This is a genomic window from Dictyobacter vulcani, assembly GCF_008974265.1.
GTDB lineage: Bacteria > Chloroflexota > Ktedonobacteria > Ktedonobacterales > Ktedonobacteraceae > Dictyobacter > Dictyobacter vulcani.
In genome coordinates, this window is record NZ_BKZW01000003.1 from 574,166 (window position 1) to 594,034 (window position 19,869).

Below are 19,869 nucleotides of genomic sequence, written 5' to 3' on the forward strand. Positions count from 1 at the left end.
CAGAAGGAGTGGCAGCGATGACACAGAAGCCAGCAGTGGATCAGGAGCTCGCGCCCGACGTAGTGGCGCAACCAGAGCTCACAGGTAAAAAAACGCTCGGTGGCCGCCTCGCCAGTCAACGCGTCTGGTTGGGCTGTATCGCGGGTATCCTGGCGTTGATCCTGTTGCCAATGCTCTCGGATCTTATCTTTGGTGGTAGTTCAGATTTTCAATTGCACCATATCTCGTTGATTGGTATCTTTATTCTGGCGGCCCTGGCTCAGAACATTCTCACCGGCTACGCGGCCCAGCCATCATTGGGCAATGCGGCCTTCTTTGGTGTGAGCGCGTATGTTTTGACCTGGTTGAGCAGCGATCTTGGGCAGCCCTACTGGATTGGGATTCTGGCAGCGGTTGTGGTTTCGGCACTGCTCGGTTTGATCGTTGGTACACCCGCGCTACGTATTTCCGGTGCCCACCTGGCTGTAGCCACATTAGGATTGGTCACGACCGTGGGCGCACTCCTGAATTTCTGGGATACCACGGCCGGACGCCAGAACTATGATCTGAGCAACCTACCAGATTTTTTGAATGATGACCGCACTCTCTATTATTTCATCTTTGCTATCGTGGTCTGCCTGCTTTTCTTAAGTTATCACCTGCTCCATTCGCGGGTTGGCCGGGCCTGGATCGCGATTCGGGATAATGAAACGGCGGCCGAAGCCTTTGGCATCAATTTAACCAAATATAAGCTACAGGCCTTTGTGATCAGCGCTGCCATGACCGGGCTGGCTGGTTCCCTGTATGCGACCTGGGCCACCACCGCCTCCTCAAGTATGTCGAGCGCGGACCAGACCATCGCTTTTCTGGCTATGATCGTTGTGGGTGGTCTGGGTTCACTGACCGGTTCGATACTGGGAGCCATCTTTGTTGGCTTTCTCCCCTTGCTCCTGGGTCAATTGCCCAGTCCAATGGTGATTGGTTCGTTCCAATTGCAGATCTCAACCTTGATTACAGGTATCTATGGACTATTGTTATTGCTGGTCCTGATCTTCTTTCCCAGTGGTTTGAGTAGTCTGGGAACACAGGCAGGCAACTGGCTGCAGCGCAAACCATCCAAGGGAGGGACAGAATGACTGAGGTGGTGCCAGCACGTTCATTACTGGAAATTCACAAGCTGACGGTGCGCTTTGGTGGCCTGGTCGCGATCAATGAACTGGATTTGCAGATCGCGGAAGGTGAGATCTTTGCCCTCGTCGGCCCTAATGGAGCTGGTAAAACGACCGTGCTCAACTGTATTAGTGGATTGATCAAGCCAGCGGCTGGCAATATTCAATTTGAGGGACGGGAGCTCCTGTCTTTGCCAGCACACAAACGGGCCTCACTCGGCATCGGGCGCACGTTTCAACAATTGCAGCTTTTTAGCAGTATGACTGTGCTTGATAATTTGTTGACCGCACGCCATACACAGTTGCAGGCAGGCATCCTCTCAGGCATGCTGCCTTTTGGACGCAGTAAGCGTGAAGATGCCCACGCGCGTCAGCAGGCCATGGAGACCCTGACCCTGCTCGGCTTAGAGAGCTACGCTCAGCGTCGTGCCGGTTCCCTACCATTTGGTGCCCAAAAATTGATCGGTGTAGCCCGTGCCCTGGTTCTGCATCCACGCCTGGTGTTGCTCGATGAACCAGCCGCAGGTGTACCACCCCAGGAAGTACAGGAACTGGCCACGCGCCTGCGTTTCTGGCAAAAAGAACTGGGCACGACCCTGCTCTTGATCGAGCACAACATGCGCCTGGTTCAGGCCGTGGCAGATCGTGTGTGTGTACTGGATTATGGTAGTAAGCTGGCCGAGGGTGATCCCAAAACTGTCTTGAGTGATCCGGCAGTCCTGGAAGCGTATCTGGGACGTGGAGCCAGTAAAGCAGTACAGCAGGAGGGGGTATCGCATGTTGAAGGTTGAGCAACTGCACGTTGGCTATGGCTCGCTTGAAGTGCTGCATGGCATATCATTTGACGTGCCCGAGGGCGCTATTGTGGCTATTTTAGGCTCCAATGGGGCCGGTAAGACCACCCTGATGCGTGCGCTGAGCGGACTTATCCCGATTAAATCCGGGAAGATAGATTTTGCTGGCAAAGCCGTGGGACGGCTGGTGGCGGAAAAGCGCCTGCGGGAAGGTCTGGCTCTGGTACCAGAAGGACGTGACCTGTTTGGCTCGCTCACGGTCCGTGAAAACCTGTTGATGGGAGCCTACACGCGCCGTTCACGGACAGAGATCGAGCAGGATATTGAACGTATCCTGGAACGCTTTCCGCGTTTGAAGACGCGTCTCCAGGCTCATGCAGCCAGCCTGAGTGGAGGAGAAGGCCAGATGCTGGCGATCGGGCGCGCCTTAATGTCACATCCACGCCTGCTCTTGCTGGATGAACCGTCACATGGTCTGGCCCCGATCATCGTCGAGACTGTCTTTGAAGTCATCGAGCAATTGAACCGCGAAGAAGGCCTGACAATTGTACTGGTTGAGCAGAACGCCCATCAGGCCCTGGAAGTAGCGCATACAGCTTATATCTTACAGAGTGGCAGCATTGTCCTCAATGGTGAGGCAACCACCTTAACTGCCAACTCAGCAGTGCAAGAACTATACATGGGTGGCTAACGTTGCCCGCATCGATATGTACCTGTGGAGAAGAAGGAGTTTTGTTTATGAGTAACTTAAACGGAAAAGTCGCCATTGTCACCGGAGCTGCATCAGGTATCGGCCTGGCGGTCGCCCAGGATCTGGCGGGGCAGGGTGTACGTGTGATTATCTCAGATGTAGATGTTGAACGCGGACGAGCGGCTGCAGCCGAGTTGGAAGGGGCTCGTTTCCAGGCCGCCGACATGACCCGACCAGAAGATGTACACAACCTGGCCACCAGCACCATTCAGTCCGAGGGGAGAGTAGATATCCTGGTCAACAATGCAGGCATCCAGCACGTAGCCCCGATCATAGAATTCCCTGAAGAGAAGTGGCGGCAGATTATCGAGATTATGCTGACCGCGCCCTTCCTGTTGACACAGGCTGTGTTACCCGATATGTACAAACGTAACTGGGGACGCATCATCAACATCGCCTCGGTTCATGCTTTGCGTGCCTCACCATTTAAATCAGCTTATGTGACAGCCAAGCATGGCATTCTTGGACTGACCCGCGTCACTGCCCTGGAGGCGGCGGAACACGGCGTCACCTGCAATGCTATTTGCCCATCCTATGTACGAACCCCTTAGTCGAAAAGCAGATCACCGACCAGGCTAGAATCCATAACATCCCTGAGAACGAAGTGGTCGAGAAGATTATGGTAGCCGAAGGTGCTATCAAGCGCCTGATAGAGCCTGCCGAGGTCGCGCAGCTGGCCACCTATCTGTGCAGTGATGCTGCCAGTGGTATTACCGGAAGCGCTCAGACCATCGACTGTGGTTGGACCGCGCACTAAGTGTTATGACAGATCATGGTTGGAGGTCAGATGGTATGTTGAAATTCTTTGACCAGTTCAGCTTTCATGATCTTACCCATGACATTGCGTGGCAGTACCTCCACGAAACGGACAGTACGGGGAAGTTTGTAGCGTGCAAGCTTTCCCGCGCAAAAATCCAGGATCTCTTGTGCGCTCAGACTGTCGGCGATCCGTGGTACAACTACCGCCAGGCCTACCTCGCCCCAGCGAGCATCGGGCTGCGGAATGACGGCCACCTCAAGTACCTTGGGATGCGTTATAATCACACTTTCGACTTCAGCTGGATAGATATTCTCACCACCCGAGATAAACATATCTTTCTTGCGGCCAACAATATAATAAAAACCCTCAGCATCGCAGCGTGCCTGATCGCCAGTATGCCACCAGCCACCGTGATTGGCTTCAGCTGTGGCCTCTGGCTGTTGCCAGTAGCCAGAGCAGACATGTGGACCGGACAGTACCAGTTCGCCTACTTCACCTGGCGGTACATCCTGGTCATGCTCATCGACGATGCGAGCGCGCGAATGAAAGATAGGTTGTCCAACCGAGCCAGCTTTACTGAGTGCATATTCTGGTGCCAGGCTAAAGCAGTTTACGCCGACCTCTGTCAGGCCATAGCCCTGTCGAAATCCCAGTCCACGCTTGGCATAGCCAGCAATGATACCGGGTGGACAGGGAGAGCCTCCAGCAATAAAGAAGCGCACCGACGAAAAATCAGTACTGCTAAAATGAGTATGTTCCAACATCTGCTGAAAAACTGTCGGGACTGCGAATACCACCGTACAGCGCAGCCGTTCAATAGCTGAAAAGATCGTCTGTGGTGCCGAATGACGCAGCAGCACGACCGTTCCTCCCAGATGATAGAGAGGAGTTGTCAGCACATTGAGTCCACCGGCATGAAAGAAAGGAGCAAATGCCGGCGCAATATCCTCTTCACGTAGTCTCCAGCTAACCTGCGTATTGATCGCATTCCAGGTAATCATACGCTGCGAGAGCATCACGCCTTTAGGTCTACCAGTTGTCCCGGATGTATAAAGAATCAGCGCTGGCTCCTCACCATCGTTAGTGATAAAGGAGCGTACCTGAGCCGCCAGCGCCTTCTCTGCACCAGGAAATTGCTGGAATGCAAATGCTGGTAATGCTTGCCAGCTATGTTGCAGGACACTGATCAGGTCTGCGTGGTCCGAGTCATAGAGCAATAATCGCGGTTGACAATCGTCGAGAATCAGACTGAGCTCGCGCACAGTCAGGCGCCAGTTGAGTGGTACCAGTATTGCTCCCAGCAAGGTACAGGCGAAAAATGCATCCAGATATTCAGGCGCGTTGAAGGCCAGGATCGCTACTCGTTCACCCTGCTGCAGGTGGTAACTTTGCTGTAGATAGGCCGCCAGGGCACGGGCACGCAGATTGAGCGTGTGATAGGTAAAGTGTGTGCCAGTCTCATCATCGATTAAACCCACTTTAGCCGGACTAAGAAGTTCACGTCGGGCCAACCACTCGCCAGGAGTAATGAACGTCATGGACCACCTCCGTGTGGAACTACATTGTTCTGTGTTGAATCCCCTCGTTCATATTGTATAAGAAATCAACCAAATCTTCTACTACTTCCGAAATTTTCGTATTACTTATAGTCAATGAAGGATAATTGTTAAGGACGAATATGGGAGATTTTCGTAAGAGCTATTGTATAATCTGATAAATGGGTCAGGTATCATGTTGTTTAAGATAGTAGAGGTAGAGGACTAATAATGAGTAAAGGCAATGAAACTGAGAATCCTCTGATGCCGGTCACGGCGCGGGGAGAGGCTACCCGGCGTAAGATTCTCGATGCCGCCGAAGAAGTCTTTGGCGAACTGGGATATTACGAGGCCAGCATCTCAGAAATTACCAGACGGGCCGGCGTTGCGCAGGGGACGTATTATATCTATTTTCATAGCAAACGCACGATCTTTGAAGAGCTTGTCCGCGATATTGGTGAACGTTTGCGAGCCGATATGCGCACAGCCATTGCGGGCGCCTCCAATCGTATCGAGATTGAGCGCCGGGGTTTCCAGGCCTTTTTTCAGTTTGTTGCCAGCCATCGACGCATTTATAGTATCGTTCAGGAAGCGGAACGTGTAGCTCCCGAAGCTTTTTATGCCTACTACCATAAGATCAGCCAGGGCTATATCCGTGGATTGCAAGAAGCCATGGATGAGGGCAGTATTCGCAACCTGGATCCAGAAGCCATTGCCTATACGTTGATGGGGATCGGACATTTTATTGCCTTACGCTGGCTAATCTGGCCACCAGAAGGCGGACAGGTAGAGTACAGAAGTGAACTGCCAGAAAGTGTCTTTGATTCGATCATGGAATTTATCACTAATGGTCTGGCGGTAAACCTGCATGAGCATAATAGATAAACATTCCATGCTTGAGGGTAACTATTGCTTTTCAGTCGATGTCCATTTATATATCTATTTTTATGCAAGCTATACCTGAGGTACAGCAGCATATTTAATGCTATTAAAATTTGGAAAAAAACTTCTAATCAGTATAATGTCATGTAGAAGCGTTACACATACATATTAAATGCTTCAAAAACATTTTATATCTTTTTCTCCTGACTTTAATTAGTCTGTATATGACTCCCAAAAAATGTGTACGAGAAAAAGATGATTAGAAGGATTATATGATGCAAAATAAAACAGAGCAACATTCAGGTACTATTGATCCTGTGGCGACGCAGCCTGCTGAAGAGATACTAAAGGGTTTTTCCTGGTTTGCACATATGAGAGCCAATGCTCCTGTGATCTATGATTGGCAGGTGAATATCTGGCATGTGTTTCGCTATGATGACGTCTATCAAGTAATTACTGATCATGATACCTTCTCTTCAGAAAATGTACCTAATTTCTCAGAAAATCTCTTTCTGCGAGATACTATTGTGGCTCGTAACCCACCGGATCATCGCCGCTTGCGCCATCTCATCAATCAGGCCTTTACTAAACGTGCTATTACTCACATGGAAGACAGTATTCGTCAACTCACACAAGAAATGCTGACAAAACTCCTATCTCAAGGAAAAATGGACGTCGTGTCTGATCTGGCGATGCCTTTAACCACCAATATGATTGCGGCTATGCTTGAAATACCATTTGAGGATTGGCATCTTGTGGCTCGTTGGGTAAAAGGTACAGACGGCGACACTCCTCCTCAAAATCCTAAAGAGATAGCCAGCGTCCACAATCGCCTGGGTCAGGAGATGTATGATTACATCGCTGATCTTTTGCGTGAGCGCCGGCGCAATCCACGTGAAGGCCTGATCACTGCCTTGAGTACGGCAAGCAATGAAGATGGAGTATTGAGCGATGATGAACTGCTAAAATTTTGCGTCCTCCTGCTGGTTGCCGGACAGGAAACGATGCAAAACCTGATCGTTAATACGCTCTACTGCTTAATGAAATTTCCCGAGTCATATGCCCAACTGCGCCAGCAACCAGCATTGATGCCTGGAGCGATTGAAGAAGTACTCCGCTACCTGCCGCCGTTCTGGGTTTCTGTGCGTCGTACGCTTGTGGATACCATAGTGGGCCAGCAGGCTATTCCAGCCAACGCAATTATTAACGCCTGGAATGCCTCAGCCAATCACGATAGTCAGTACTTTTCCGAGCCCGAACGTTTCGATATTCAACGCCGCCCCAACCGCCATCTGAGCTTTGGTCATGGCGTGCACTTCTGCCTGGGAGCGCCCCTGGCGCGCCTGGAAGCCAGTATCATCCTACCAATGTTGCTTAATCAACTCAAAAATGTGCAGCCTGACCCGGCTATCCCCACCCAGATCACAGATGGTCCCTTGCATCACATTCGCTCATTACCGATTATGTTTGAAGTATAAATACAGTTACTCAAGCAATCCAGAAATGTAATATTCTTTGTATCAGAGACGAGCCATTCATTTCTTCCTTTTTCGAGTGGTGACTGAATGGCTCTGTCTTTATTGAGGAAACTGATAATTGTGGATAGATGAAAAATCCTGGTAGCTGTTGAAAGAGATTATGGGCCCAGATTTTAAGCAGGCATAGCAGCAAGGGGCAAGGTGAACCAGAAGGTTGATCCAGTGCCAGGATGGCTGGTCACGCCTACGGTACCATTATGCAGATGAATCAAGGTTTGGCAAATATAGAGCCCTAATCCCAGACCAGCGTTGAAGTTGGGTTGCGTGACCTGAAAAAAGCGCTCCCAGATATGTTCAAGATCATCCTGTTGGAGTCCCTGACCATGATCCTGTACCCAGATGCGCACGTGATCCTCTTCCAGATCGATGCCAACCGTAACCGTCTTGGACGTATCCGAGTATTTCAAAGCATTGGTCAGATAATTTTGCAATACCTGTCCAATCCGCACATGATCGATCATCACCATAATGGGAGCATCTGTAGGTATGTGGAGATTAATGGTGCGTTGTGAGGCAAGCGCACGTTGATCCTCGACCGTTTCACGCACCAGCTTGACCAAATCCAATAGCTGGCAATCGAGTTCAAGCTTCTGGTTCTGAATCCGCGACACATCCAGAAGATCCTGTACCAGACGATTCTGAATATCGAGCTGGCGCGTGGCGCGCTGAATGAGCGAAGCCGTCTCCGTGAGTGATTGTGCCGTATTTGTGGAGAGCGTCATTTCATTATGCTGGAGTTTGTGCAGTCGGCGTTGCACCAGTTGCAGATTCGCTTTAGCTGCGGTCAACGGCGTACGCAACTCATGACTGATCATACTGATAAAGGTATCTTTGCGTTGGTCCAGCTCTTTCTTTTCCGTGATATCGCGGGTCACACCAAGCACAGAGATAATATCGCCATGGGTATTCAGTTCGGGGACCAGATGAGACTCATAATAGCGCATGCCAGCCGGTGATGGAAACGTATATTCGATAATCTTCTCTTTTTTCGAGGCGAACGTTTCGCCCAGGGCACGCTCCCAGAGCACCGTATTCTCTTCTGGCATCTGCAGTTCGCGATTACTCTTGCCAATCACTTCTTTAAACGCCAGGCCAGTGGCTCGCAGCATGGCTGGATTGACATAGATATGATGAAAAGCAGGATCAAAGCGGGCGATAATATCGGGGGCGTTTTCCGCCACCATGCGAAACGCTTGATGTTGTTGCGCAACTTCAAACTCTTGTTCTTCCACATGTTGCTGCAATCCAACCGTGCGAATCGCATTTATCACGCTTGAACGCAGATGCTCAGGTGTCGTTTTCCCTTTGATGAGATAATCCAGGGCCCCTACCTTCATCGCCTTCACTGCAATTTCTTCATTGCCACTGCCAGTCAGGAAAATGACGGCTGGTAAGTGATGTACCATCTGGGATTGCAAGGCTTGCATAAACATCACCCCATCCATATCGGGAAGATGATGATCGAGCAAGATGCAATCAAGTTGTTGTTCCGCACATAGCGCTAAACCTTGTGCACCATTTACCGCGTCATAGATCTGATAGTGCGTTTCAGGATCGCGTTTAAGATAGTGGCGAAAAAGCTGGCGATCTGATGACGTATCATCAACAATCAGGATACGCCACGCTTGCTCAGACATAGAACTCCTCCAGAGTGAATATACAGGTGCGACAGATGGTAAACAAAATGTGTCATTCTTCCTATTCTTTTGTAGTATAGTCATATCCGGGAATGGATTAGCTAATGAATAGAACTATTGTTTTTCTTGACTCAAAATGGCCTGTTCCTATGGATCTATCGCATAATTAATCTTCTTTTATTGACGCTTGACTCTCCTCCTACCGGATAGCGTATCTTACTCTTAAGCCACGATTTAGCGAAATAAAATGTATACACATAGTCAGCGACAGATGATCATATCTATCGCAGGATGTTTTATGCTAGCCTATATGGAAAGCGGCGCTTCTTTCACGGCTGGTTTCTATCTGATAGAATGGTTTCTATGGCAGTAAAAACAGCATTCTCACGGCATGAGTTTAGCGACATACTTTCTCACTATAATCTGGGAGCGTATCTAGACTTCGCCCCTATTGCGCATGGAAGTGTACAAACGAATTTCTTTCTGTGGACAACACAGGGGCGATTCGTGTTCAGGTATTATGAAAATCGTTCTATTGGTTCTGTATTATTTGAGAGTCAAGTCATTCAGTATTTGAAGGATCATCAGTATCCATGTCCCGCTGCGTTGAAGAACAGGCAAGGAGAGGCAGTCGGCCTCTATCATGAAAAACCATATATCATCTTTGAATTTGTTGAAGGGCAGCATCTCGAGTATCCGGATAATCTCCAGAAAAAGCAGCTTATCCAAAAGGTGGCCCAACTCCAGAATATTACTAGAGGTTATAAGCCAGAGAACACAGGTGATAGATGGAACTACGATACTGAACAATGTTGTGAACTGGCACACGCTGCCGCAAAAAGGATAGGTACACCAAACGCACAGGCAAAGCTAGCATGGCTTGAACATGAACTGGCACAACTTCAACTTCCAGCCTCCTTGCCAAAAGGGATCTGTCATTGTGATTTTCATTTCTCAAATATCCTCTTCAAAGATGGCGAATTTAACGCGTTGCTTGATTTCGATGACGCCAATTATACCTTTCTCACTTACGATCTTGTTTCGTTAATCAATCTATTCATGGCCACATTTGATTGGAACACCTGGCCTGACTTTAAGCAAGATGAGCATGTCTTTGATTTCAGGCAGGCCAGGGCCACAGTGTTGGAATATAACCGGCATCGACCGTTAGATACTAATGAAAAAAAGTATCTATTTGATGTCTATAAACTAAGTATTCTGTTTGATTGTATCTGGTACTTTGAGCGGGGATCTGTCAGTGATTTTTACGAGCGAAGAAAAATCACCTACCTGGATAGTTTAAGTAGGGATACGTTTACGGCTGAACTTTTTGCTGCCCCTGGCTAGTCCAGCTTTCAGGTATCCCACTAAAATCTCCCTGACTGATTTGCTTACCTTGACCTATCTCTGGTTTTCTCCTGTACCTCCTCGGGATCACCCTGATCGAGGGCGGGTGCCACTACTTCATCGACTGTTAGTGAATTTCGTCCGGGAGAAAAGAGTGTACGCAGGTGTAGCACACGTTGACGGCTGCGTTCTTCATGTAGATTACGTACTCTGGCTTTGAGTAGATCAGTAAGCGAGACCAGCCCGACCAGTTTATGGGGCTGATTACGCTCGACGACCGGCAGAACTGTCAGGTCTGTCTCGGCCATGCGGTAAACGACAATACGCAGTGGCTCATCCTGATAGCAAACGACTGGATCTGGTGTCACGGCCTGGGCCAGACTATGCCCATCCAACGCATGATCCTCACTTTGTTGACGCATGCTAGCCAGCGCGCTATTGGTGAGAACGCCAATAAGGTGCTGCTCACCATCGAGTACCGGATAGAGGCGTTGACCGCGTTGTGCGTGGTCCTTTGCAAGCAGGTGAGCGAGTTCCTGTTGCGGCATATCCGCTGAGAGCGCAACGACTGCTGTACGCATGACATCGCGCACAAAGAGAATCTCTAATGGATCGGTGGCATATTCCCTGGTCAGATGATACCCGCGCCGACTGAGTTTTTCGGTCAGAATAGAGCGGCGCATAAACAGTACTGTGAAGCCATGAGCGATTGTACAGGCAATCATCAATGGTAAGAGTGCATTGATATCATGGGTAAGTTCCAGGGCAAAGATCATGCCAGTGAAAGGGGAGCGCATGGTGCCACCGAGTATTGCTGCCATACTGATCAACGGCCAGAATCCCAGGCCCTCGTGGGGCAGGAAGAGCGTTTCTAGCGCACCCAGCGCACCCCCCATCATTAAGAGTGGAGCCAGTACACCGCCCGAGGTGCCTGAACCGAGCGAAAAGGCCCAGATAATGGATTTTACGAGCAGAATACCCACGATGAGTTTAACTGAAATATCGCCTTGTAGCAACAAATGGATCGTATCATAGCCCACTCCCAGGGCTGGAGGGAAGATGAAGCCGCCGATACCAATCACCAGACCACCAATAGCTGGCCACCACATCCAGTGGATTGGCAGGCGTTGAAATGCATCTTCAGCCGCATAGACGGCTGAGGTCAGCAGCATCGCCATCCCGCCCGCGAGTATGCCAGCCACGACGCAGCCCAGCATACCTTGAGGACCAATGAAGAGCGGATGTGGTGGGACAGGAAAAAGTGGTCCTTCTCCCATAATATAACGGCGCATCACGGCAGCGGCGGCACTGGCAATGGCCACTGGCACCATGCTACGTGGTTTCCATTCAAAGAGGAGCAACTCGACCGCCAGCAGAACCGCAGCGACTGGCGATGCGAAGGTGGCAGACATACCAGCGGCTGCACCCGCCACCAGCAACGTTTTGCGCTCAGCACTGGTAAGATGGAAGACTTGTGCGATCATCGAGCCAACCGCACCACCGGTCATGATAATGGGACCTTCGGCACCGAAGGGACCACCAGAGCCAATCGAGATCGCCGATGAGATCGGTTTTAAAAGAGCGACCCGTGGTTGGATGCGGCTGCCATTAATGAGGATAGCTTCAATTGCCTCAGGAATGCCATGTCCGCGAATGCGTTCCGAGCCATAGCGGGCCATAAAGCCGATGATCAACGCACCGATGACAGGCACAATAATCACGAACGGTCCCAGGTGATTGCTTGCGGGCGAGACCAGATCTGTTCCCCAGCGTTGGAAAAAGAAGAGATTGGTAAATATACCAATCAGCTTGAGCAGGGCCAGCGCTACAAAAGCGCCAATAATACCAATGATCAGGGCTAGCAGAGAAATGACCACGACGCGAGACGAAGTCGTAAAATCGCCTAACTTTCCTAACGCTTCGGCATTCCCCAGCCTCTCCAACTTCTGCATGATAGTTTGCTGGCCTCGCGCATATGGAGGAGAGACCGGTGATGTGTGTTGCGTATGTGCAAAGGATGATGACGTGTCTTTTGGATCCATAAATTCAACCTTTATCTTCTTGTGAACGGCTATCTCTATTCAGTGCATCCTGATTATGGGCAAGGATCGTTTCAAGCGCTTGCAGAAGCATAGGACCAATTGTGGCGAGCTCTGCCTGATGATAGCGTGCCTGTCGCTGGAGTATCTCCTCGCCATGGGTGGTAAGCGTAACAATGACCTGCCGTTGATCGCTATCATCACGATGACGTTCTACCAACTTATGTTCGGCCAGGCGATTGATCAGCTCAACAGTACTGTTATGTTGAAGTTGCAGCCGCTCGGCGAGTTCGCGCACAGTTGGCTTGCGGTCAGTGGGCAGGCCTTTGAGCGCGAGCAGCAACTGATATTGCTGCGGCTCAATACCCTCTGCTCTGGCGACCTGTTCGCTAAAGCGCAGGAAGCGTCGTATCTGATAGCGCAGTTCAGCGAGTGCCTGATAATCAATGGTTGGTTGCTCATTGTTAGAATTCATTATCCACCTCTATAAATATCGGATTACGATATAATTATAGCGACTGTCAAAGAAATCTGTCAATGTCTTCGCGACTTATTTAAGATACGAGATGGGGAACCAGGAAATATGTTGGTGACAAGAAAATAATTTTTTGCTCTGAAATGGAGACCCTGGCGACGGACACGAGTATTTAAGGGTGGGCCTGGATTATGCGTGAAGCGCATATGCATCTATGGTTTCGCACCGGAGCATATAGATCCGCCTGATTGCTTATGGGAAGAGCAGTAGAGATAGAATTTGTTCTGCGAGTTGAGGATAAGTTGATGACCGATGTTCAATAGTGAATAGAAAAAAAATTCCTTGAGAGGACTCTATCCTGGCGAATCCAGTATTGAAAAAGGTGCGCATATAAGTGTATTCATTTCTATTTTTTGATGTGTTATACTGTGTGCACGTCAGGATTTTTACAAGAAACGAGGAGGCTTCTGTGGAACAAAAACAAGAACGCGTACATTATGATGAATTCGCTGAGCAATTCGTTTCCATTGTAACTGAACATTGGTCAGACATTTTGTTGATTATTAATCGTCAATCACCTCGCCTGTCGTCCTTGTTGCGGATTGCTGTTCCCACTACCCTTAAGCGCATGAACGGAAGCTGGCGTATTCAGATTATTACCCGGTGTATCTCGCAACGTGATGGTTTACAGTCTACTAGAGACAATGAGATTGTGGCGCAAGCCATTCGGCTGTGGGCACATACAGCCGCGCAGCTGCGTTTACCACGTATTACCGTCGAATTCATGTTATAGCTGTCCTGTCAAAAAACAGGCACCAGAATGAGCGCCTCTCGTTTTATCGTTTCGCCTTCACATGACCTGGTGCCAATAGATGTTTCCGCGCGTGCTACTTTTGTTCCTGACGTGCTACAAACTGGCGCAAGACCCCGACCACCAACTCATGATCTTCCTGCTGCGGTAGCCCTGAAACTGTCACAGTTCCCACAATGCCCACGCCGCGAATGATCAAGGGAAACGCTCCGCCGTGTGCCGCGTATTCCTGTGAAGAGATTAAATACTTCTCTTCTATAGTTTTATCAGCGTTCTTAAGTGATCTGCCGACGAAAAAAGAGCTATGGCCAAAGCGATTAACGACATTGTTCTTGCGCCGAATCCACTCGCCATTATCAATTGCCGTACCCTCCATCGCAAAATGGAAGAGTTGTAGACCATTGCGTGTAATGTCGATCGCTACCGGTTTACTATGTGTTCTAGCCTCCTGTAACAGGGCAAGGCCTATCTCCAGGGCCAGTTCATTAGGAAAACGAGAAAACTGAATCTCCTCTTCCTGCTGTAACAGATCTTGTAATACATTTTCTGCTGAACTCATATATATTTTTACCTTTCCAGGAAATAGCAGCGTATTGTAGTACTCTGTCAGGCTTCATGAGAAAGATGAGCCCGCTACGCGGGCGGGAGAGGAGGAGGCCAGGGCACAGCCCTGGAACCCAGTCAGGGAATTGCATCCCCTGCACCCCTGCCTTTCGCATCACCTTTGACAGAGCCGTAGTTGCTTTCGTGCCTGAGTATAGCACACTTTATAGAAGGACCGTGTCAGTGAGTGAATATTCATACTAACACTGATCGAGTGGAAATAAGTGAGAACCGCAGGTTGTTTTCGATATATATAGAATGAATTTGCAACACGAGTCAGGAGTGACTCGTAGTATAAAGGCAGTTTATAAAAGCTGTTTTGTAGCTGGAATATCTGGAGTGGATAAGAAGAGAAACCCCCATGTCTATAGACAGGTGGATTTTTCTCCTTTCACTGCGTCCCGCGCTAATTCAATCAAACAGTATTATTTACAAAAGATTTACCATTTTTTAACAAAGAGGATAGTTATAGGTATTATTACGTGCTATACTGGATTTGTTATAGTGAGGAATACTCACTTTCTATTAGTAGATAAGAAAGTGCATGCTATGAGACGTAGGAACACTAATAATTTAAATGGATCTGGTAATCATCGTGATAAAACAGCGACCGAGCGTTATAATTCCCTACGCAACAAAGGAGCGGTAACGGATGATGAGCGGCTCTTAAGCCGTCCCACACAGCCGCTGGTCAGTCCCAATGAGCCTGTTCCGGATGAGCTCATCCAGGAAGAAGATCATGCCTTTGAACGTGCGCTGAACTTTGATTACACCATGACTGATCCCTGGCGCGTGTTCCGTATTATGAGTGAGTTTGTCAATGGATTTGATGTACTGGCACATATTCCTCCATCGATCGCCATTTTTGGCTCGGCCCGCACAAAGCTGGATGATCCGAGCTATGCCGCAGCTACTGAGACCGCACGCTTATTAGCGCAAGCTGGCTTTGGCGTAATTACTGGTGGTGGACCAGGAATTATGGAAGCCGCGAACAAAGGCGCGCAAGAGGGTGGTAACCTCTCCATTGGTTGTAATATTGAGCTCCCCTTTGAGCAAGAATCCAATCCCTATCTGGACATCTCCCTGGATTTTCGCTATTTCTTTGTGCGTAAAACCCTCTTTGTGAAATACTCAAGCGGCTTCGTCATTTTTCCAGGTGGTTTTGGCACCATGGATGAACTGTTTGAGGCCCTCACGCTCATCCAGACCCAAAAGGTCAGTAACTTCCCCATCATCCTCTATGGATCCGAATATTGGGGTGGCCTGATGGATTGGCTGCGCAAGACCATGTTGAGCGAAGGAAACATTTCTGCCAAAGACCTGGATCTGTTACGCGTCTCCGACGATCCCCAGGAGATCTGTGAGTGGGTTGCTGAGGCTTATCAGAATAATGTCCAGTTCGAAAGAATCAACAGCCACCGCGAGACCTCGATCCGCTAAATAATCGCCTGCAGCCAGTCATTAAACATACCAACACTAAAACGGGTAATTTGCTCGATAGGGCAAGTCGCCCGTTTTTTTTGATCTCCAAGAAGCTTTTCTTGACAGGATCGCAGCTTACGCCTTATTATATCGAATATGGATATATCTATAACGGATATAAAATTGGTGCGCTGATTTAAGAAAGGCCTCAAAAATGAATTCCTCATCCTCTTTTGCGGCAGATGTGCAGGTACGTCCAGCACAACTTTCGGATCTTCCCATGGTGCATGCATTGCAGAGCAGTCTGGCTGAGACAACTGTTCCTGCAAAAGCTGGACAGGCTAACTGGCAGGGATGGAAGCTGGATCGGCAGACGCGCGTGGCTATTGATAGTTGTGGACAACTTATTGGATATGCTGACCTGGTAGAACAGCAGCCAGGCTGGTTTGTAGCAGGCGTCTGGGTGGATCGTGAGTGTCAAAGGCAAGGGCTGGGCACTTTTTTGCTACAAACTATGGAAGCACAGGCAGCTTTGCTGGCCCGGGAAGATGGATATCATTTGTTTGCCCAGGCTTGGCGAAACCAGACCGCCGCCAGGCGACTCCTGGAAAAAGCCGGTTATGATTGTGGCTCGACCTTTCAACGCATGCAATTACAACTGAGCGCGCCTCTACCCGCACCATCACTGCCCACAGGCATCGTCATACGTCCATTTGATCCTACCAAAGATGAGTGGGCTGCCTATCAAGCTGATGAAGAGGCGTTTCTGGACGAACGGGGGAAACAACCCAGAACGCTGGAAAAGTGGCGTGCCCGTTTCCAGATGAACACTCCGGAGTTTGATCCAACTCTCTGGTTTATTGCCTGGGATCAAGCACAGATCGCTGGTATTATCTTTAATCACAGCCAGAATAATATTGGCGAACTTATGCATCTCGGTGTACGCCGTCCCTGGCGCCGACAAGGACTGGGTATGGCACTATTATTACATGCGCTCAACACATTTCATACTCGTAACATTGATACTATTCAACTTAATGTAGATGCTCAAAGTTGGACTAACGCCCAGCTACTCTATGAACGCATTGGTTTCCAGACTATTGATTCCTATAGCAACTACATTCGCAATGTGAACAAATCTTAAGGCATGGTTCAAAGAAAGCTCAAAAGGATGTGACAGATGGCACGGAAAAAGAGCGGGCAAGGTAAAAGCAACGGAGCGGGCCAGAGGTGTAACGGCGGCCTTCATGGCTAATACATTTCACTTAGCGATACGTTGAGAGATGGTTCGACGTGACCAGCAAGCCATGTGTACGTGGCGCCCTCTCCACGTACGATCCGCTGCTTTTCTGCACCATATTTTTATGGTCCCAAAAGCGCTTAAGGACTCTGTTGGCCAATGGCAAAACGGGCACCAAAAAGCCACTTTTCGGTGCTCCACAAACAGGCAAAAGACCCACATGACACAGAATCGAAAATGGCAGGCTGAATTTCTACCCGTAATACCATTGGCCAACAGAGTCCTTAAGTGAACTGTATTAGCCTTCATGGCTGCGAACGTCGCCTCACGAGCGAAGCCAGCCAGCTAGCGGAGTTTATGTGCCTGCTCGCCTCCCCTCCCGTAAACTTTCCTGCACCATCCTCCGCGAGCATGACTGGCTTCATTGGTCACTGGAGATGGTGGACGGAGGTTGTCGTGGGGCGAGGCACTGAGGCAGGTGCTGGTGAAGTGCCAACTGGCTTCGCTCGTAGAGGAAGATTTCGCAGCCATAAAAGCTGCCGTTACGAATGACTGCGCATTTTTCTCTCTGCGAGGATGGGGAGGCCCGGTTCTTCTCAGCTGTCACATGGATGTGAAGCACACCTAACATAAAAATATCGTATTCGCTAAGTGGTTATGAGTCTGCCTGGATCTGCTCTGGTATCTCATACGCATCACGCGATCTGACCGCGTGATGCGTATGAGATACCAGAGGTTATGCTTCCGGTTCTTCTACAGTTGTGCTCTCTGTGGCTTGCTTGCCAGTGCTGCCGGGACGGCGTTTGAGGATTGTGGTGCTGAGCGGTGCCAGGGTGAGCACGATTGAATGTTTGCAGGATTGCCAGGGAATAGGATCGCTGGTCATATCTTCAGGATTGATCACGCCACTGCCACCGTAACGTTCGTGATCGCTGTTGAGTATCTCATGGTAAACGCCACTTTCAGGAACACCAAGGCGGTAGCCGTGGCGCGGCACAGGGGTAAAGTTAGTGATAAAGACCAGCGTATCATCGGAATTCTGGCTAAGGCGCTGGAATGAGATCACGCTATTATCGCTATCGTGCGGATCAATCCAGGAGAAGCCAGCCGGATCACAGTCCAGGGCACTGAGCGCGGGCTCAGCCTGATAGATCTGGTTAAGGTCGCGAATAAAGCCGAGCAACTGACTATGGTGTGGATCACTGGGAGGTGTCAGCAGATGCCAGTCCAGGCTTTCCGCGAAGTTCCATTCGCTCCATTGTGCGAACTCACCGCCCATAAACAACAGTTTCTTGCCAGGATGGCCCCACATATAGCCATAGAAAGCGCGCAGATTGGCAAATTTCTGCCAGAGATCCCCTGGCATCTTGCGGATCATCGAGCCTTTGATGTGGACTACTTCGTCGTGTGAAAGTGGTAGCACATAGTTTTCGGAATACGCATACATCATCGAGAAAGTGATGTTGTTATGGTGGTAGCGACGATGGATAGCATCGAGTTTCATATATTCGAGCATATCGTGCATCCAACCCATATTCCATTTGTGGGTAAAGCCGAGTCCACCGACATACGTGGGACGCGTCACCAGTGGCCAGGCGCTGGATTCCTCGGCGATGGTGACAGTACCCGGAACCTCAGCATAGACCGCTTCATTGAGTTGCTGTAAGAAAGTCACAGCCTCCAGATGTTCCCGTCCGCCATGCTGATTGGGGATCCACTGTCCTGATTCGCGGAGATAGTCAAGATAGAGCATTGAGGCCACGGCATCTACCCGTAGAGCATCGATATGGTACTCGCGTAGCCAGAAGAGCGCGCTGGCAATCAAGAAGTTGCGTACCTCGCTACGTCCATAATCAAAGACATAACTTCCCCACTCCTTATGTTCGCCCTTGCGAGGATCTGGATGTTCATAGAGATGGGTGCCATCGAAATAGCTCAGGGCATGTCCATCCTTGGGGAAGTGTGAGGGGACCCAATCCAGAATAACACCGATGCCGGCCTGATGCAGATAATCTACAAAATACTGGAAATCTTCAGGCGTGCCAAAGCGGGATGTTGGCGCATAAAAGCCTGTGACCTGGTAGCCCCAGGAGCCATCGAAGGGATATTCGGTGATGGGGAGCAATTCAACATGGGTAAAGCCCAGGTCCTTCACATAGTCAGTCAACGCCGGAGCCAGTTCGCGATAGGTCATAAAGCGATCTTCCTCTACTGCCCCTGGTTGATGACGCTCGGGTATATGTCGCCATGAGCCAAGATGGACCTCATAGACCGACATGGGAGCATTCAATTCCTGGCGTTTTGGTCGTTGTTCCAGCCAGGCTGCATCCTGCCATTCATGCTGATGGATATCTGTCACAATACTGGCCGTATTTGGGCGCACCTCACAAGAAAAAGCGAATGGATCAATTTTATCGGCAGCGTAATTATCGATACGCGAATAGATGGCAAATTTATACAGTAAACCAGCCTTGAGTCCTGGAATAAAGCATTCCCAGACTCCCAGATCATTATGGCGCAACTGCATCAGGTTGGTGCTGCGGTTCCAGTCATTAAAATCACCAATGACTGAAATCGTGCGCGCATTGGGTGCCCAGACCGCAAAATTCACGCCCTCAACGCCATTAACCACACGTAGATGGGCTCCCATCTTCTCATAAAGGTGAAAGTGCTTGCCCTGACCAAACAGGTAGAGATCAAAATCGCTAAAGATGGAAGGAATTTCCTGTTTAAGTGATATCTGATTGGTATCACTTCCGGGTTGTTGTGGATGAAGTGGTGCTGACATAAAAGATATCCTTTTTATCCGATGTATTTCCAATATATTGCGTATACATCTTTAGCATAGCACATTTCGCCAACAATGTGCCTTTTGCTTATGCTATTG

At 49.4% G+C, this 19,869-nt stretch carries 15 protein-coding genes and 1 pseudogene; 10 read left to right on the top strand and 6 right to left on the bottom strand.

The window, feature by feature from the left end; translation table 11 throughout:
• The first annotated feature begins 17 nt into the window (after positions 1–17).
• The 4 genes and pseudogenes from KDW_RS26615 (at position 18) to KDW_RS26630 (ending at position 3,450) form a co-directional block, all read left to right on the top strand.
• Entirely contained in the window at positions 18–1,115 is a 1,098-nt protein-coding gene (locus KDW_RS26615) for a branched-chain amino acid ABC transporter permease (RefSeq protein WP_151758944.1), read from the top strand.
• Positions 1,112–1,939, top strand: a complete 828-nt coding sequence (locus tag KDW_RS26620; RefSeq protein ID WP_151758945.1) for an ABC transporter ATP-binding protein — start codon at positions 1,112–1,114, stop codon at positions 1,937–1,939. Before KDW_RS26615 ends, KDW_RS26620 begins: the two co-directional genes overlap by 4 nt.
• Positions 1,926–2,633 (top strand): ABC transporter ATP-binding protein, encoded by a 708-nt coding sequence (locus KDW_RS26625; protein ID WP_151758946.1) that lies wholly within the window; start codon positions 1,926–1,928, stop codon positions 2,631–2,633. The genes KDW_RS26620 and KDW_RS26625 overlap by 14 nt, the downstream gene beginning before the upstream one ends.
• Positions 2,634–2,680: 47 nt before the next feature.
• A pseudogene (locus KDW_RS26630) lies at positions 2,681–3,450 on the top strand (3-hydroxybutyrate dehydrogenase).
• Between the two features lie 26 nt (positions 3,451–3,476).
• On the opposite strand, the gene KDW_RS26635 reads toward KDW_RS26630, so the two are convergent.
• Positions 3,477–4,991 (bottom strand): acyl-CoA synthetase, encoded by a 1,515-nt coding sequence (locus tag KDW_RS26635; protein ID WP_151758947.1) that lies wholly within the window; start codon positions 4,989–4,991, stop codon positions 3,477–3,479.
• Positions 4,992–5,219: 228 nt separating this feature from the next.
• Between KDW_RS26635 and KDW_RS26640 the strand changes: the two genes are divergently transcribed.
• The gene (locus KDW_RS26640; RefSeq protein ID WP_151758948.1) at positions 5,220–5,873 is read left to right on the top strand and encodes a TetR/AcrR family transcriptional regulator; all 654 of its coding nucleotides are present in this window, start codon (positions 5,220–5,222) and stop codon (positions 5,871–5,873) included.
• A gap of 269 nt (positions 5,874–6,142) precedes the next feature.
• Entirely contained in the window at positions 6,143–7,348 is a 1,206-nt protein-coding gene (locus tag KDW_RS26645) for a cytochrome P450 (RefSeq protein ID WP_151758949.1), read from the top strand.
• A 173-nt stretch (positions 7,349–7,521) separates the two neighbouring features.
• Here KDW_RS26645 and KDW_RS26650 read toward each other — a convergent pair whose 3' ends face one another.
• Positions 7,522–9,045 (bottom strand): hybrid sensor histidine kinase/response regulator, encoded by a 1,524-nt coding sequence (locus KDW_RS26650; protein WP_162005639.1) that lies wholly within the window; start codon positions 9,043–9,045, stop codon positions 7,522–7,524.
• A gap of 363 nt (positions 9,046–9,408) precedes the next feature.
• Between KDW_RS26650 and KDW_RS26655 the strand changes: the two genes are divergently transcribed.
• Entirely contained in the window at positions 9,409–10,392 is a 984-nt protein-coding gene (locus tag KDW_RS26655; protein WP_151758951.1) for a homoserine kinase, read from the top strand.
• A gap of 44 nt (positions 10,393–10,436) precedes the next feature.
• Here KDW_RS26655 and KDW_RS26660 read toward each other — a convergent pair whose 3' ends face one another.
• Both KDW_RS26660 and KDW_RS26665 read right to left on the bottom strand, forming a co-directional pair.
• The gene (locus KDW_RS26660) at positions 10,437–12,344 is read right to left on the bottom strand and encodes a chloride channel protein (RefSeq protein ID WP_151759090.1); all 1,908 of its coding nucleotides are present in this window, start codon (positions 12,342–12,344) and stop codon (positions 10,437–10,439) included.
• A 94-nt stretch (positions 12,345–12,438) separates the two neighbouring features.
• Entirely contained in the window at positions 12,439–12,906 is a 468-nt protein-coding gene (locus KDW_RS26665; protein WP_151758952.1) for a MarR family winged helix-turn-helix transcriptional regulator, read from the bottom strand.
• 469 nt (positions 12,907–13,375) lie between these two features.
• On the opposite strand from KDW_RS26665, the gene KDW_RS26670 reads away from it, so the two are divergent.
• Entirely contained in the window at positions 13,376–13,699 is a 324-nt protein-coding gene (locus KDW_RS26670; RefSeq protein ID WP_151758953.1) for a hypothetical protein, read from the top strand.
• A 94-nt stretch (positions 13,700–13,793) separates the two neighbouring features.
• Here the strand turns inward: KDW_RS26670 and KDW_RS26675 are convergent, their stop codons facing one another.
• Positions 13,794–14,276 carry a heme-degrading domain-containing protein gene (locus KDW_RS26675; RefSeq protein ID WP_151758954.1) on the bottom strand — a complete coding sequence of 161 codons (483 nt, stop codon included), beginning with the start codon at positions 14,274–14,276 and terminating at the stop codon, positions 13,794–13,796.
• A 593-nt stretch (positions 14,277–14,869) separates the two neighbouring features.
• On the opposite strand from KDW_RS26675, the gene KDW_RS26680 reads away from it, so the two are divergent.
• Positions 14,870–15,760 carry an LOG family protein gene (locus KDW_RS26680; protein ID WP_151758955.1) on the top strand — a complete coding sequence of 297 codons (891 nt, stop codon included), beginning with the start codon at positions 14,870–14,872 and terminating at the stop codon, positions 15,758–15,760.
• A gap of 196 nt (positions 15,761–15,956) precedes the next feature.
• The gene (locus KDW_RS26685) at positions 15,957–16,886 is read left to right on the top strand and encodes a GNAT family N-acetyltransferase (protein WP_151758956.1); all 930 of its coding nucleotides are present in this window, start codon (positions 15,957–15,959) and stop codon (positions 16,884–16,886) included.
• 832 nt (positions 16,887–17,718) lie between these two features.
• On the opposite strand, the gene glgB is transcribed toward KDW_RS26685, so the two are convergent.
• Positions 17,719–19,770 carry a 1,4-alpha-glucan branching protein GlgB gene (glgB, locus tag KDW_RS26690; RefSeq protein WP_151758957.1) on the bottom strand — a complete coding sequence of 684 codons (2,052 nt, stop codon included), beginning with the start codon at positions 19,768–19,770 and terminating at the stop codon, positions 17,719–17,721.
• Positions 19,771–19,869: the final 99 nt, after the last annotated feature.

Excerpts from the sequence above, each read along its gene's own strand:
- KDW_RS26615 (WP_151758944.1), top strand. The coding sequence starts at position 18 with ATGACACAGAAGCCAGCAGTGGATCAGGAGCTCGCGCCCGACGTAGTG.
- KDW_RS26620 (WP_151758945.1), top strand. The coding sequence starts at position 1,112 with ATGACTGAGGTGGTGCCAGCACGTTCATTACTGGAAATTCACAAGCTG.
- KDW_RS26625 (WP_151758946.1), top strand. The coding sequence starts at position 1,926 with ATGTTGAAGGTTGAGCAACTGCACGTTGGCTATGGCTCGCTTGAAGTG.
- KDW_RS26635 (WP_151758947.1), bottom strand. The coding sequence starts at position 4,991 with ATGACGTTCATTACTCCTGGCGAGTGGTTGGCCCGACGTGAACTTCTT.
- KDW_RS26640 (WP_151758948.1), top strand. The coding sequence starts at position 5,220 with ATGAGTAAAGGCAATGAAACTGAGAATCCTCTGATGCCGGTCACGGCG.
- KDW_RS26645 (WP_151758949.1), top strand. The coding sequence starts at position 6,143 with ATGATGCAAAATAAAACAGAGCAACATTCAGGTACTATTGATCCTGTG.
- KDW_RS26650 (WP_162005639.1), bottom strand. The coding sequence starts at position 9,045 with ATGTCTGAGCAAGCGTGGCGTATCCTGATTGTTGATGATACGTCATCA.
- KDW_RS26655 (WP_151758951.1), top strand. The coding sequence starts at position 9,409 with ATGGCAGTAAAAACAGCATTCTCACGGCATGAGTTTAGCGACATACTT.
- KDW_RS26660 (WP_151759090.1), bottom strand. The coding sequence starts at position 12,344 with ATGCAGAAGTTGGAGAGGCTGGGGAATGCCGAAGCGTTAGGAAAGTTA.
- KDW_RS26665 (WP_151758952.1), bottom strand. The coding sequence starts at position 12,906 with ATGAATTCTAACAATGAGCAACCAACCATTGATTATCAGGCACTCGCT.
- KDW_RS26675 (WP_151758954.1), bottom strand. The coding sequence starts at position 14,276 with ATGAGTTCAGCAGAAAATGTATTACAAGATCTGTTACAGCAGGAAGAG.
- KDW_RS26680 (WP_151758955.1), top strand. The coding sequence starts at position 14,870 with ATGAGACGTAGGAACACTAATAATTTAAATGGATCTGGTAATCATCGT.
- KDW_RS26685 (WP_151758956.1), top strand. The coding sequence starts at position 15,957 with ATGAATTCCTCATCCTCTTTTGCGGCAGATGTGCAGGTACGTCCAGCA.
- glgB (WP_151758957.1), bottom strand. The coding sequence starts at position 19,770 with ATGTCAGCACCACTTCATCCACAACAACCCGGAAGTGATACCAATCAG.